Genomic DNA, 14,589 nt, shown 5'->3' with positions numbered 1-14,589 from the left:
CGTATCCCGTGGAGCATCGCGTTCAAAACCTGATTATCGGCGGCGGTCTGGCCGGCTGTTGGGCCGCACAGAACCTGCGGACCTTTGACACCGAAAGCTCAACCGCCATCGTGTGCGGTGAACCCCATCCGCCGTACGACCGACCGCCAATATCCAAGAACCTGCTCACGAATCCGGACATGACCGCCGACGATTGCTATAGCAAGTTCGATGATTACTACCCCAAGAACAACATCCAGCTCCTCATGGGTCAGCCGGTCACGTCGCTCGACACCGGCGCCCGTAGTGCCAGGCTGGCAAACGGCGACACCATCGCGTTTGCGAAGGCCCTGCTGGCCACCGGCGCGCGTGCGCGCCCGCTGAGCGTTCCGGGAAGCAGTCGACCGGGCGTCTGGACTCTGCGGACGGTGGATGACGGATTGGGACTTCGCGAGGCGCTCGCCGCCGCCAATACGGTGGCAATCTGCGGCGCAGGGTTTATCGGCATGGAGGTCGCCGGTGGATTGGCCGGCCGAGGTAAGCGGGTCACGGTGATCGAGCCATCACCTGCTCCATGGGGACGCCTCGCCGGCGCCGCCATTGGCGGCTACCTTGCATCGCTCCTTTCGTCAAACGGCATCGAGGCCCTGTTCGGTGACGAACCGGCCGCGTTTGATGGCGCCACGGAGAACGGCGCCGTGACGCACGTGCGAACCAAAGGTGGAAAGCGGATCGAGGCGGAAGTGGTCCTTGCCGCGGTAGGCGCCACGCTCAATCTGGATCTGGCAGTCGGCGCGGGACTGGCGAAGGATGGGGACGACGGCGTCACCGTCGACCAGTCTCTACAAACCCGAGTGCCGGGGATCTTTGTCGCCGGCGATATTGCGCTCTATCCCGACCAGGCATTGCAGCGTACCGTTCGCCACGAGCACTTCCTGAACGCCAAATGGCAAGGGCAGACGGCGGGCGCCAACATGGCCGGCCAGAACCAGCCGTTTCGCCGCGTACCCTACTTCTTCAGCGATCTCTTCGATGTGCATGCCGCCCTGCGCGGTGATCCCGGATATGCTGCCGGCGCCATTGTCACCGGAGACCTGCATGGCGGTGAGTTCACCGAGTTGCGCCACAGCGGCGACGGCACGCTGGTCGCCGGTCTGGTCGTGAGCCATGACGGCGACCGCATGGACGCAATCGCAGACGCACTGGAGCGGCAAATTGAACAGCGCGTGAACATAGCCGCTCGAAGCGCCGAAATAGCCGCGCCAGGGTTTGATGTGGTCTCGCTGGGCTGAGTGCCCGGCGTGCGCTAAACCAGGTCGTCGCGCGGAGAGTACTCGCGTTTGGAGAATACCGTGCAAGCCAGCAACAGGCAAACGCAGCAAATACCGCCCAGCGTGAGCCACGCGGCATGCATGGAGACGCCCTGCGCCACAAAGATACTCACAGCCGCCTGATCCGTGAATCCGGCCGGAACGTTGGGATGCGGCGCGAGAACGCGGATGTATCCCATGATCGTCAGCTTCTTGTAGGCGCCCAGCAGCTCCGGAGCCAGCGTCTCCCACCCGAACCCAAAGAACAGGCCGTAGATCAGCGGACGATCCAGCACGGTGGCCATCAACACAAACAGGGAGGTATACGCGGCGGCGCCGACCGGCATAATGGCCAGGTCCCGCAGCAGTTCGTGGCTGTGCAGGGCGGATGTCCCCATTGAGATGAAGGCAGTCACGATAGCGGCAACCTCCGCTACCACGGCTACAGCCACAAAGGCGGCCAACGCCTTGCACATCAGCAACCGCCAACGTACCACCGGCCGCGTCAACAGATAGACGATCGTTTTCTGCTCCATTTCCGCCGAAAGAACACCGGTTCCGAACAGAACCGCGCCGATGACCAACACGAAGCCGAATACGACCAGCGGGGAGATGACCGAGTAGGCCTGAACGCCATGGTACTCTGCCGGCGGCGGCACGAACCGCCAGAACAGGGCCAGCAACACCGGCACCAGCACGAGTACCAGCGCTCCGAGCAGCCGCTTTGGCCGGAGCATGTCGAAAAGCGCATAGCGAACTATCCAGTACTCGGTCATGCACCCACCAGGTACTTGAAAACTGCTTCAAGATTGTTGTCGGGAGAATCGAACTCGCTGATCTCGAAACCGTGCTTCAGCACAAGTTCGGGAAACTGCACGTAGAACAGGTCCGGTGACCGCGTCTCCACCTCCACCACACTCGGCACCTGCGGGTTGAACCGAACGGCAAGCACATACGGCAGGTCAATCAGGCATTTGGCAAGCTCTTTCGGCCGGTCCGCATGCATCGTGATGTGGTGCGGATGCGCATCGATAAGCCCGCGTATCTGTACGGTATCACCAATTGCCATCAGGCGGCCGTGGTGCAGTACCAGTATCTGCCGGGTCATCTGCTCCACCTCATGGAGGATGTGGCTGGAGACAATAATGGTTTTGCAGGCTTCCGCCATTTTGTGGATGATGACGCCCATCTCCCGACGCCCGACCGGGTCAAGTCCATTCAACGGCTCGTCCAGCACCAGGATCTCCGGCCGGTGCACAATCGCCTGCGCCAGCTTGATCCGCTGCTTCATGCCTTTGGAATACCCACCGAGCTGCCGATCGGCGTTCTCCGCCATACCAACGGTGGCAATAACCTCTTCGACGCGCGCGTTGATCTCCGCGCCCCGCAGCCCGCTCATAACCGCTAAGAGCGCTACAAACCGGCGCCCGGTCATGTCATTGTAAAAACCATCCGACTCCGGGCAATAGCCCAGGGTCCGGGCTACTGCCGGGTTGGCGAATGGCGTTTTACCAAACACCTGCAGCGTTCCGGTCGTCGGGCGCAGCTGACCCGTGATCAGCTTTAGCATGGTCGATTTTCCGGCGCCATTCTGACCCAGCAGCGCGGTAATGCCGGGGCCCAGGCTGCAGGTAACGTCGTTGATGCCAAGCACCTGACCATACCAGCGCGACACCCGGTTCAGCGCAATCAACCGCGCACAACCTCGACGGCACGAACGCGCATGGCGGCCGCTAACCAGCCGATCACGACGAGCACGGCCAGCGGCGCCAACAGCATCGGCCATGTTTCGTGCGGCGGCACAAAACGCCGAAACCCGCCACCCGTCAGCGGGTTCACCTGGTTACTGACATGAAGGATGCGATGCGTGATGTCGCCCATAAGCGCTGGTACGTTCATGCGGCCAGCCACCGACTGCCTGGTTCGATCGCTGGCCGCAAACTCAATGAACCCAACGATGTTCGACGTGATAAAGCTCACGAAGTAGAATCCGGCCCATATTGCACCGGCCATCCGGCCGCTTTTGGACCAGGCCGACAGCCCAAGCAGCGCGCTGGAATGCACGGCGGCAGGAATGGCCGCGGTCAGTAACAGGCGGAATACCATCAGCCTGTCGGCCGCAAAGCAGCCATTCGGTCCGGTAAATGCTGTGGCCAGGAACGCGTACAGCAGTAACGATGGCGCCAGCGCGATGCCGTACAGGGGCAGGAACAGGCCCAGCCACTTACCCACAAGGTAGTCGAAACGTGTTAACGGACGCGACAGGTAGACCAGGAGCGCGTTGGCGGCATTGTCGGCCGCGATCGCGCCGGCGCCCAACAGGCCGACAAACAAGAGCCACAGGTACTGCAGCGCCTGCGCCGACGCCAACTGCTGGGCAAATAACGCCTGAAAGTTGCCGCCGAACGAGGAACCGATCATACCCTGGCGAGCCTGGCCGAGTTCGTACGTCAGCACGCCCAACATTACAAACGGCAGAATCGATATTCCCGCCAGCACCCAGAACGCCCACTTCCTCAGCATCAGCCGTACCGATATCGAGGTGATATACCACCAACGCAGCGTCCGCCGGTTCAGCGGACCCGCATATCCGCGGTAGCTCAGGTCGGCAATCGGCGCCGGGGCCGGTGGGGGTGTAAGATCGAAGCTCATTCCACCGACTCCATGAAGACATCTTCCAGCGTGCGAAGCGCCGGCTTGAAGCCACGCACCTGCGAGGATGAATCGCGAGCGCATGTAAAGAGAAGGCGGCCGATATCGCCATCAACGCCCGCAAGGTTCAGCCGCAGGCGCGTGCCCAGCGTACTGACGATCTTGGCGCCGGCCTTTTCCACCGCCGTTCCAAACGCGGCGCTGGGCATGCGGAGTTCCACATCGATCAGACGCGTTCCCATGCCGAGCAGCGTGGTGATCTTATCCTGCGCAACTACCTGGCCGCGGCGCAGAACCACGACGGTGTCGCACGTGCGTTCGATGTCGGGCAGCAGATGCGATGAAACGATGACGGAGACGCCCTTCGCATGGGAGATGTCACGGATCATCGCCAGCATCTCATCGCGCCCGCCGGGATCCAGCCCATTGGTCGGCTCATCCAGGAAGAGGAGCTTGGGTCCGTGCACCAGGGCCTGAGCCAGCTTGATGCGCTGCTTCATCCCCGTGGAGTAGGTCTCCACATTCCGGTAGCGGGCCTCGCCCAGCCCACAGTACTGAAGGACTTCATGCGCGCGCTGCATCGCATTCTGGGGTGGCATGCCGGAGAGTTCACCGGCGAACGAGACAAACGTGACGGCGTTCATGCCGGGGATGTGGCAATCCTGCTCGGGCATGAACCCCACATGCTGTCGAACCTGCAGAGCCTGGCTCACAATATCCAGGCCTAAAACGGAGCCGCTTCCGGATGCCGGCCGCAGCAGCCCCAGAAGCGTTTTGATCAGCGTGGTTTTGCCCGCGCCGTTGGGACCAAGCAGGCCCACACTTCCTTCCGGGATTTCGAGATCCAAATCCGTCACGGCTGTGCGCGTCCCATAACGTACTGTGAGGTGGGATATGGTGGCAACAGACATGATGGCGCGTTATCTTGAGCGGTCCGGCTATGGAGGCACGCGAAGCGACCGACCGAGGTGGTTCAAGCAACTGACGTCACGGCGCGGCAGTTGGTTTCGCGCAGCGCGCGTTCCTGCTCTGGAACCGGACCTATACAGCCCTGATCTGGTTAACTTCCAGCTGAATGTTCACCAGGTTGGCGTATACACCATCCAACGCCATCAACTCATCGTGTGACCCGCACTCCACCATCTTGCCCTCGGTCATCACCACCAGCCGATGCGCGTACCTCAGTGTGCTGAGCCGGTGCGCGATCGCGAACGTCGTTCTGTTCTTGACGAGGCGCATGATCGCCTGCTGAATCAGCTGCTCGGTTTCGGTATCCACGCTGGCAGTAGCTTCATCCAGGATGAGGATGCGGGGATTATGCAGGATCGCGCGCGCGATGGAGATGCGCTGACGCTCGCCACCAGAGAGTCGCTGGCCACGCTCTCCTACATAGGTATCGTAACCATCAGGGAACTTCAGGATGAACTGATGGCAGTTGGCCGCCTTTGCCGCTCGCAGGATCTCCTCATGCGTGGCGCCGGGTTTGGCATAGCCAATGTTATCGCGAACCGTGCCGGGGAAAAGAAACGGCTCCTGAAGCACGATGCCGATCTGGCTGCGAAAGTCCTCCATCCGCATGTTGCGTACATCCACGCCGTCGATAAGAATGCTGCCCTCTTCCACATCGTAGAAGCGCGAGAGCAGATTGATGATCGTGGTTTTGCCGGCGCCGCTGGGCCCAACCAGGCCGATCATCTCACCCGCGGCAACCTGCAGGTCAAAATCCTCCAAGACGCGATGCGCTTTCTCATAGCTGAAGCTGACATGGCGGAACTCCACGTCGCCTCGAATGTGGGGCGCCGCTACCGGCTCTGCAGCTTCCGCGATCTCCGGCACGGTATCCAGCACCTCAAACACCCGGTCGGCCGCGGTCATTGAGCGTGCCGACCAATCCATGACGCGGCTGAAGTTCTGAAACGGCATGTAGAACTGGCCCACGTATCCGGTGAACATCAGCAGCAGACCGATGGTCATGGAGCCGAACACGACGGCATGGCCCGCCACGAGCCAGATGATGATCGTGCCGCTGGCGGTGAGCAGGCTGAGGACCGGAAAGTAGGTTGCCCACATGGAGTTCGCGGCGTAGCTGGCTTCAAAGACCTGCTCGTTGCGCCGCTGGAACCGGTCAATCTCCCGGTCTTCTTGCGCGAAAGCTTTCACCACTCGCATCCCGTTGATGGTGCTGTTCAATGTGCTGTACATGCGGCTGATGCGGTGCCACACATGCCGCCACCGGCGTCGTGCACGGGGCATAAACCAGCGATTCAATGCAAAGATGAACGGCCCGGGAATCAACAGCAGCATCGCGAGTGACCAGTCCAGGCGAAAGAGGATTATACTGGTCTCCACCAGCGTCAGAAGCGTCTGTATCAGCCACGGAATGCCGTCCGTGAGGAAATCCCACAGGTTGTCGCTGTCGTTCGTGATGCGCGCCATCACCGAGCCGGTAGTGCGCTTGTCGTAGTACCGCAGAGAAAGCTCGTTGAACTTGCGGTACAGAGCCATCCGGATATCCACCAGTACACGTGCACCGAGCCACGCATTGATCCGACGCTGGAAGTACTGAAGGACGGCAAGCACCACCTGAACACCGATGAGGAGGGACACCCACCTCACGACGTCGGCATAGCGAAGCTGGAGGTTAACGTTGCCGTGCACCACGATATTTGCAAGGCGGCCAATGATGTAGGGCGGCGCCATCGTAACCGTGGTGGTGCATAGCAAAACCAGGACGCTGGCGCAGGCGGTCACCTTGTAGGGCGCGAGGAACTTGAAAAGCCGCAGCATCACGGCGCGCCGGTCCACACACGCCGGGCATACATTCGTATCTTTGGGCAGAATCCGCTTGCACTTCGGGCACTGCCGCTGATTCTCTTCGCCAACCAGCGGCTGGGCCGTTTCGCCCTTTGCCAGCGCGGAGATGTGGCGAGCCACCAGATTGGCGTCGCCCACGGTGCTGTGCGAAAAGCGCACCAACGGCACCACTTCGCTCGCCGTCCGTACCTCCAGAACGCCGTTACCGGCCTTCATTTCGGTACGTGCATCGCGGATTTCCGAGATCGGCACCGAGCGGATGAGATGCGCTATCCGATTGCCGTTGGGCGCCATCACAAACACACGCCCGGTATCTACCACCAACCACTCCGCGCCGAACTCACCAACCTGGTTGATGTCGGTTTCAAATGCTACGGGAGAGAGCGGCTCGGGCGGTTCGGAGTCCTCGGGACCGGTCTCGTCCGCCATCTCGTCGCGCTCACCGAGGGCCTCCACTCCTTCGCCCGGCGCGCGACCGAACGCAGAGCCGAACTCGCTGCGCAGCTCGCGGAGCCGGTTTTGAACCTCATCGGGCAGTGTTTCAAGTATTGGCATGTTTCAGGCCTGCGCCGCACCATGAACCGGGTCGGTATGCCGCGACACCTACTTGTTGGTCAACGTTCTGGCCTCTGCTATCAACTTCGTCGGAACCTGCCGCGCTCGCACCGCATCGCGGAGCTCCACACGGATGATGGCGTTGCCTCGGAGCGCAACCATCTTGCCGAAGTCGCCCTCATGCACGCATTCGGCCGCGTGAATGCCAAGGCGCGTGGCGAGCACACGATCAAATGCGCTTGGCGCGCCACCGCGCTGGATGTGACCCAATACCACATGGCGCGTCTCAATTTCGGTTCGGCGCTCGATCTCGGCCGCGACTGTGCGGCCAACCTCTACGGCGCTCAGGGACTGATGGCCAAAGCTATCCAGCCCGCCGCCGGCGCCGGCATCAGCCCCTGCCAGCACGGCGCCCTCCGAGGCCACTACAATGGCGTAACCCTTCCGCGCGTACACGGTTTCCAGGTGCCGGCACATGGCGCCGATATCGGGCGTCTCCTCGGGAAGCAGAATCCAGTCGGCGCCGCCCGCGATGCCGGCATTTAGCGCCACAAAGCCTGCGTGACGACCCATCACCTCAACAACCAGCACCCGACGGTGAGAGCGCGCTGTGTCGCGAACCCGATCGATACACTCCACGCAAACGCCCAATGCCGAGTCAAAGCCAAATGTGTAGTCCGTTTTGTCCAGGTCATTGTCCATTGTTTTGGGCACGCCAACCGTGTTAATGCCCTCGTCGAACAGCCTGGAAGCAACGCCAAGTGTGTCCTCACCACCAAGAGCCACAAGAGCCTCAAACCCGTACTTGCGTATATTGGCTCGTGTCGCTTCAAGATCGGCCGGTGACGCGTAGGGGTTGGTGCGGGAGGAGAGGAGCGCGGTGCCACCCTGCCAGATGAGAGGCTCTACATCGGCCACTGTGAGTGGCTCGGAGTCGACGATTCCCTGCACCAGACCGCGCCAACCCTGACGAATCCCCGTTACGTGCAGACCAAAGTCGAGCCCGCGCATCACGAAGCCGCGGATGGCAGGGTTCAACCCCGGGCAGTCGCCACCGCCCGTAAGAATGCCGACCTTCATGCCGTCCTCCAGTTAAGAGCCTGACAGCCTGCGGCGGGCTCGCCCTCATTCAAAGCCGGGGCGTTTTCACATCCGTAGTGCTGGTGAAAGTGTACCCGTGCCGGCCGCACGGACGCACGACTGGGCGATCTTTAGGCGCCAAGTCTCGTTACAACTCTAAAGCTATCACGCCTATAAAGGTACTAACAACTACATTTGCAGCACGCGTGGTTGCAGCGTGGCGATCGCCCAGGCCGCTATCCCTTCGCGCCGACCCGCAAAGCCAAGGCCCTCCGAGGTGGTCGCCTTGATGCTGACGCAGCCGGCGTTCAGCTTGAGCGTATCGCTGATAACTTCGCGCATGGCGCTTATATGTGGCGCCAGCTTGGGCGACTCGGCCACCACGGCGCAGTCGATGTTCACCGGGTCGAATCCATGCTCGTGCAGTCGCAGAGCTACCTCAGCCAGAAGCAGCAGGCTGCTGATATCCTTATAGTTTGCGTCCGTATTCGGAAAGTGCTGGCCGATGTCGCCCAGCGCCGCGGCGCCAAGGAGCGCGTCACAGATAGCGTGAAGCACCACGTCCGCATCCGAGTGGCCAAGCAGGCCGCGGTCATGAGGAACAGTAACGCCGCCCAAAATCAACGGGCGGCAGGCGTCACGCGAGGCAAACGCATGGACGTCATATCCCAGCCCGGTACGGGTGGCCGGCATCCGGGCGGTTCCCAGCAGCGCTTCAGCCATAAGCAGGTCCTCGCGCGTCGTTATCTTGATGTTGACTTCGTCGCCTGGTACGGTAGTTACGGCATACCCTGCAAGTTCGAGCAGACTGGCCTCATCCGTCGGTTCATGCTGCCCACGCAGGCATGTTTCCCACGCCGCCAGCAACCAGTCACGCCGGGCGCCCTGCGGCGTTTGAACCGCGGTCAGCACGCCGCCGGATCCGTCATCGCACGCCGACAAGCGCGGAATAGAAGCCGTGATCCTGCTCGACTCGACCCGCTTTATGCTGTCGCTTACCGCAAGCGCGGGCACCGCTGCGCCGGCGCTTGCGGTGGCGTGCGCTACCCGCGAAATCAACTCGGGCGATACCAGCGGTCGGGCAGCGTCGTGCACCAGCACCAGCTCGGTGGCTGTTGGCGCCGCGAGGACGCCATTGTGCACCGACTCGGCCCGCGTTGCGCCACCGCCTGCAACGATCAGCGGCTTGGGCAACCCGGCCAACTCGGCCGCCACCCGATCCGCCTCGCCCGCCGCGGCAACCACCACCACGTCGTCGATAGCTGCATGCTCTGCAAATGCCATCGCGCTGCGCAGCAACAGCGACCGACCGCCAATGCGCTCCCAAATCTTGTTGCCTTCGCTACCGAACCGCCTTCCCTGTCCCGCGGCCGGAAGTACTGCCGTGGTTGGTAAATGAGGTGACATTCTGCTCCTCTGGATGCTCCGCGGTGGCGCGCTGCCGGCCGTGTGAGTAATCGGTATCGTCTTCGGTCGGCAGCTTGGCGAAGATCATTTTGCCGGCTGCCGTTTGAATAACGCTGGCAACCACAACCTCCACCGTGGCGCCAATGACCCGGCGGCCATCCTCCACCACGATCATCGTACCGTCATCCAGATAGGCAAGACCCTGTTCAGCCTCCTTGCCTTCCTTCACAACCTTGACCTGCATAATCTCGCCAGGAAGCACGGCCGGCTTCAGTGCGTTGGCCAGTTCATTAACGTTCAGCACCGTTACGCCCTGCAGCAGCGCCACCTTGTTCAGGTTGAAGTCATTGGTAATAATGGCGCCTTCAAGCGCCTTCGCCAGCTTCACCAGTTTGGTGTCAACCGTGTCCCCGGAGGCCGATCTCTCCAGGGCCTTGTCCCAGGTCCGGACGACCATCGGCAGCTGTTCGCGCATACCGTTCAGAATATCCAGGCCGCGCCGCCCGCGGGCGCGCTTGAGTGAATCTGGCGAATCGGCGATGTGCTGCAGCTCCTCCAATACAAAGCCCGGTACATACAGGGTGCCCTCCACGAACCCGGCTCGGCACACATCGGCGATGCGGCCGTCAATGATCACGTTGGTATCCAGGATTTTGCAATTGGCCTGTGGGCCCGATTCCGTCTGGTTGCCTCCCTGTCCGCGGGCCAACATCGCCGCCACTTCTGCCCTCATGCTCAACATCGCCACCACGCCGAGGTAGACCATCGCGACAAGCAGCACAAACTGAAAGGCAATCTGTATGGCTACGGGCACCTTGAGCTGCGTCGCCATGTTAGAGAGAAACTGGTAGAAGAGCAGCGTTATTACAGCGCCGATGCACACTCCTACAGCGACGGCGATCTTGTCGGCCGGCTTCATCCGTTCCAGGTTCCTGCCAAGTGTCATCAGCAAATCGGCCGCTCGCGGACCAACCCAAAAACCCGCGAAGAGGCCCACAAAGGCCATGCCGATCCTCACACGCAGCACGTAGTGGGGCACTTGCGCCTGAACGTCGTGGAACCAGCGCAGCCCCGGCAGCGCATAGCCGATATAAGCGCCAACCAGTAGAAAAACTGTACAGATTACGGCAGTGAAGAACCACCGGAAGCCCTTACGGCGTAACACGAGTCGCCACCCGCTTTCTACCGCTGACTGCGCGATTCTGCCCGTCTCCCACACTCTCAGCGGCGGGCTGCACCCACGTGATGTGCACGCCGATTTTGCCCACAACCTGAACGGCTGCAAACATATTCTCAGGATCACCCTCGGCGAACTTGATATGTGTGGCGTCCACGAATGCCTCTGGATGCTTCGGATTGTAAAGCGTGGGATCAACGGCGATCCATTTGCCCAGCCAGCATTCGTCCCACGCGTGATAGTAGAACCGTCCCTGGAAGTAGACGATGCCGGCACACAGTCGGGTTGGTATCCCCGCGTCCCGTGCCACTGCGGCGAACAGGGTGGCATAGTCGCGACACACGCCGCGTGGGTTCCTCAGCACATCCGCCGCACTTCGCGGCACGCCAATTTCCGCGTCGGGTGTGATCTTTTGATGAACCCAATCGCGGATTCGCGTTGCAACTGCGGCCGGGTCCGTGCTGCCGTGCCTCAGTCGCGCCGCAATCTCTTTGATCGTTGCGTTTCCCAAGTCCAGATAAGCAGCATCCTCCAGCCAGCGTTGCATTCCAGCAGCGTTTGAGGCCACATTAAGCGCACTGTGCTGCGGTAGAGGCAGGGCGTGCACGCGGATACTAAAGGCCTCTCCATCCGGATTCATCCGCTGGCGCATGTCGGAGATCACAGCGGTTTTCGGCAGCCCGGTTATCACCGCCTGCATGCCGGTGATAGCGCGCGGATCGGCGATGTTCAGATTGGTCACTACGGCCGTTGCCAACGCGAAATCCATGGGCGGCGTGTACGATGCAATCGGCTTCTCCGCGCCCGCTGGGGGCGACTCGGCGCGAAACGAAATGCTGATCGGGCCCAGGCTCATATCCTGCGAGATCAATCGGCCGTCGGCTGTCTGGATCGATGTCATATCACCCAGCGTTGTGGCTGTAACCACTTTCCATGCCACCTCGGGCTGGTTGGTGATGGGATCGGTTATTTGCGTCCGGCCGGTAACGCGAGCTGTCGCCCGATCAAGCTCAACGGTAGTCGGCTCCAGATACCAGATGACCTGGGTCTGCCCTGCCTTGAGGCTCTTGCCTTCGGTGGCAAAGTCGGAATCGGCGGCAAGGTCGGCGCCCGGAGGAATGCTCAGCACTTTGCGCGAGGCGTTGGCGCCGCGGCCTACCGCGCAGCTGATTTTGCGGGTCGCATAATCGTAGTCGGCCGTCACGTGGATCGCGCTCCCACCGGAGGTGACATTGAACACCTGGTGAAGGGGCTGAAACCGCAGGTCGGTCACCGTGTCGGTGGCTTCATCCTGCTCCAGGCTTTGGCCAAGCAGGTTGATCCTGAATTTGCCGGACGTAGTCATCCGCCACGCCGGTTTCGCCATCCATTCCGCCCGGACGGTACGGGTTTGCGTGTAACCGACCCGTGCGCCGCCCATGTAAATACCAAAGTACTGGTCGGGTGGTGGCGCACCGCCCTGGGCTTGCGCCAGCACGTACGGCGCGCAAACAATTAAACTCGCAAAAAACACCGGGCGCGCCACGGCCCGGCCGCATCGCTCAAATGGCCAGGTCATTCGCAGTCCCCTCATTGCGGGCCGCCATGGGCTAACGCGCATCCCGGAGTCACCCTGCCATTATACCCCTGCGTACCGCCACCGACACTGCAAAACACGGCGCGCGCACTTCCGAAAGTCGCTGCGCTTTACTGTTCCGTCCCGCTTCTGCGCCGGAGGCGCCGACACGGAGCAGGTAGAATGGTGATCCGTTCGCCGCGAACCGATTCCTGCGTGCTGCGAAACGACCCTCTTGTCATGCCCAAGCCAATCGTCGCCGTTGTAGGCCGCCCCAACGTGGGGAAATCGACCCTGTTCAACCGCCTCATTGGCCGCCGCGTGGCCATCGTGGAGGATACGCCGGGTATCACGCGCGACCGGCTCTATCAGCCGGCAGAATGGAATGGGCGCGGTTTCATCCTGATCGACACCGGCGGCATCTTGCCCGACGAATCCGATCCGCTTTTGCAGCAGGTGAAGGCCCAGGCCGACGTGGCGATGGCCGAAGCCGACGTGATCCTGTTCATGGTGGATACAGCGCACGGCCTCACGCCCGCAGATCGCGAAATCGCCAATCCGTTGAGATCGGCTACTGTTCCGGTCATTGTGGTGGCGAACAAGGCCGACAATTCACGTCTCCAGAATGAATCTGGCGAGTTTTACGGCCTGGGACTTGGCGAGGTTCTCGCCATCTCCGCCGTCCACGGCCACAACGTGGCCGAGCTGCTGGACCTCATTGTTCAGTCTCTCCCCGCTGAGCAGAGTGAAGCGGAGGATTCCGACCGGATCGGCCTTGCCATTGTTGGCCGGCCTAATGTTGGAAAGTCCTCACTGGTGAACGCGATCCTCGGGGAGGATCGGGCGATAACCAGTCCAATACCCGGCACCACGCGCGATACCATCGACATGCCGCTGGAATGGGCCGGAACGCCGCTGATGCTGCTGGATACGGCCGGCCTCCGCCGCAACCGCAAAATCCAGGGCACGGTGGAGTACTACATGGCGATGCGCGCCCGCGCCGGCCTCGAGCGCAGTGATGTCGGTGTGGTGGTCATCGATGGTTCCACCGGCGTGATGGATGGCGACAAGCGGGTCACATCATTTGCCAACGATGCCGGCCGCGCCTGTATCATCGCCGTGAACAAGTGGGATTTGGTCGACCCTGGCGTCATCCGTCGCGACGGCGGCAACGCCCGAAAGCCCGACCGCAAGCTGATGCTGGCCTTTACGGCTGCGTTTCGCAAGGAGTGTCCCTACCTGGCCTGGGCGCCGCTCGTATTCGTCTCCGCCACGCAACGCTTCGGTATCCGGGCCGCAATGGAGACGGCGATTGCCTCGGCACAAAACCACGCACACCGCATACCAACCGGCGAACTGAACCGCCTCATCCGCGAAGCCGCCGAAAAGCACCCATACCTGGAGAGCGGGCGCGAACTGCGCATCTACTACGCTACCATGGCGCGCGTCCGACCTCCTACGATTGTTCTCTTTTGCAACGACACAAGCCTGTTTCATTTCTCGTATCAGCGATATCTCGAAAACCAGATCCGCAAAGTCTGGCCGCTGGAAGGCACACCGATTCGGCTGCTTGCCCGCAAAGTAGAGAATTCGGACCGCGATGCCGGCAGCTAGGCGCACGATGTTGCGGGCGGCGCTTCCGTTGGCGCTGCGCGGCAATGGGCGCCTATCGGAGATCCCTTCTGCCCAATAACGTGACAACGCGTCATGACGCGACGTTAACCGGACTCCGTTCGCGACGGGGTCCTTGCTTCAGTTCGGTCCAGCACTACGCCTGAGGATCTCATCGACCGCTGCGGCATCGCGGGTACCAAAGCCTGCTGCCTCTTGCGTGAGCTCCGGTCAAGCGGTGAGGATGTGGCGTTTGCGGAGCCATCCGATCGCCTTAGAGCGAAGGCGCTCGCACCCCTCGCGGAAGGCGCCTCTGTTCAGATGGTGTTGAAGGACTCCTGGTAAGCCTGGCTGCTCTGTATCGGTGGCGCGATGCATCTGAGCAGCAACCTCGTTTGCGGGCCATTTCAGCAGCCGCGGCGCCTGTTTCCCGATCAAACGACGAGGCC

The 14,589-nt window shown here is 61.6% G+C and carries 11 protein-coding genes; 2 read left to right on the top strand and 9 right to left on the bottom strand.

The features are described from left to right. The first annotated feature begins 8 nt into the window (after positions 1-8). Positions 9-1,271, top strand: coding sequence for an FAD-dependent oxidoreductase (locus tag KGJ62_08595; protein ID MDE2126634.1), 1,263 nt, complete (start codon positions 9-11; stop codon positions 1,269-1,271). Positions 1,272-1,285: 14 nt separating this feature from the next. On the opposite strand, the gene KGJ62_08590 is transcribed toward KGJ62_08595, so the two are convergent. From KGJ62_08590 to KGJ62_08550, 9 genes are all read right to left on the bottom strand, one after another. Beyond that, entirely contained in the window at positions 1,286-2,065 is a 780-nt protein-coding gene (locus tag KGJ62_08590; GenBank protein ID MDE2126633.1) for an ABC transporter permease, read from the bottom strand. Beyond that, positions 2,062-2,982, bottom strand: coding sequence for an ABC transporter ATP-binding protein (locus KGJ62_08585; protein ID MDE2126632.1), 921 nt, complete (start codon positions 2,980-2,982; stop codon positions 2,062-2,064). Before KGJ62_08585 ends, KGJ62_08590 begins: the two co-directional genes overlap by 4 nt. Then, positions 2,979-3,941, bottom strand: a complete 963-nt coding sequence (locus KGJ62_08580; GenBank protein ID MDE2126631.1) for an ABC transporter permease subunit — start codon at positions 3,939-3,941, stop codon at positions 2,979-2,981. Before KGJ62_08580 ends, KGJ62_08585 begins: the two co-directional genes overlap by 4 nt. Further along, positions 3,938-4,852, bottom strand: coding sequence for an ABC transporter ATP-binding protein (locus tag KGJ62_08575; GenBank protein MDE2126630.1), 915 nt, complete (start codon positions 4,850-4,852; stop codon positions 3,938-3,940). The genes KGJ62_08580 and KGJ62_08575 overlap by 4 nt, the downstream gene beginning before the upstream one ends. A 130-nt stretch (positions 4,853-4,982) precedes the next feature. Next, on the bottom strand, positions 4,983-7,310 hold the full coding sequence (locus KGJ62_08570) for an ATP-binding cassette domain-containing protein (GenBank protein ID MDE2126629.1): 2,328 nt from the start codon (positions 7,308-7,310) through the stop codon (positions 4,983-4,985). A gap of 48 nt (positions 7,311-7,358) precedes the next feature. Further along, on the bottom strand, positions 7,359-8,390 hold the full coding sequence (locus tag KGJ62_08565) for a 6-phosphofructokinase (protein ID MDE2126628.1): 1,032 nt from the start codon (positions 8,388-8,390) through the stop codon (positions 7,359-7,361). 189 nt (positions 8,391-8,579) lie between these two features. Next, complete coding sequence (locus KGJ62_08560; protein MDE2126627.1) at positions 8,580-9,797, bottom strand: 2-C-methyl-D-erythritol 2,4-cyclodiphosphate synthase; 1,218 nt, start codon at positions 9,795-9,797, stop codon at positions 8,580-8,582. Then, entirely contained in the window at positions 9,733-10,803 is a 1,071-nt protein-coding gene (locus KGJ62_08555) for a PIN domain-containing protein (protein ID MDE2126626.1), read from the bottom strand. The genes KGJ62_08560 and KGJ62_08555 overlap by 65 nt, the downstream gene beginning before the upstream one ends. 145 nt (positions 10,804-10,948) lie before the next feature. Further along, the gene (locus KGJ62_08550; protein MDE2126625.1) at positions 10,949-12,532 is read right to left on the bottom strand and encodes a transglutaminase domain-containing protein; all 1,584 of its coding nucleotides are present in this window, start codon (positions 12,530-12,532) and stop codon (positions 10,949-10,951) included. A gap of 237 nt (positions 12,533-12,769) precedes the next feature. Here KGJ62_08550 and der point away from each other — a divergent pair, with 237 nt between their 5' ends. Continuing rightward, positions 12,770-14,143, top strand: coding sequence for a ribosome biogenesis GTPase Der (gene der, locus KGJ62_08545; protein ID MDE2126624.1), 1,374 nt, complete (start codon positions 12,770-12,772; stop codon positions 14,141-14,143). Positions 14,144-14,589: the final 446 nt, after the last annotated feature.

It is taken from the genome of Armatimonadota bacterium (genome assembly GCA_028871815.1).
Lineage (GTDB): Bacteria > Armatimonadota > Chthonomonadetes > Chthonomonadales > Chthonomonadaceae > REEB205.
Note: the sequence above shows the minus strand (reverse complement) of the source record. Positions and strands in the feature narration are given on the sequence as shown.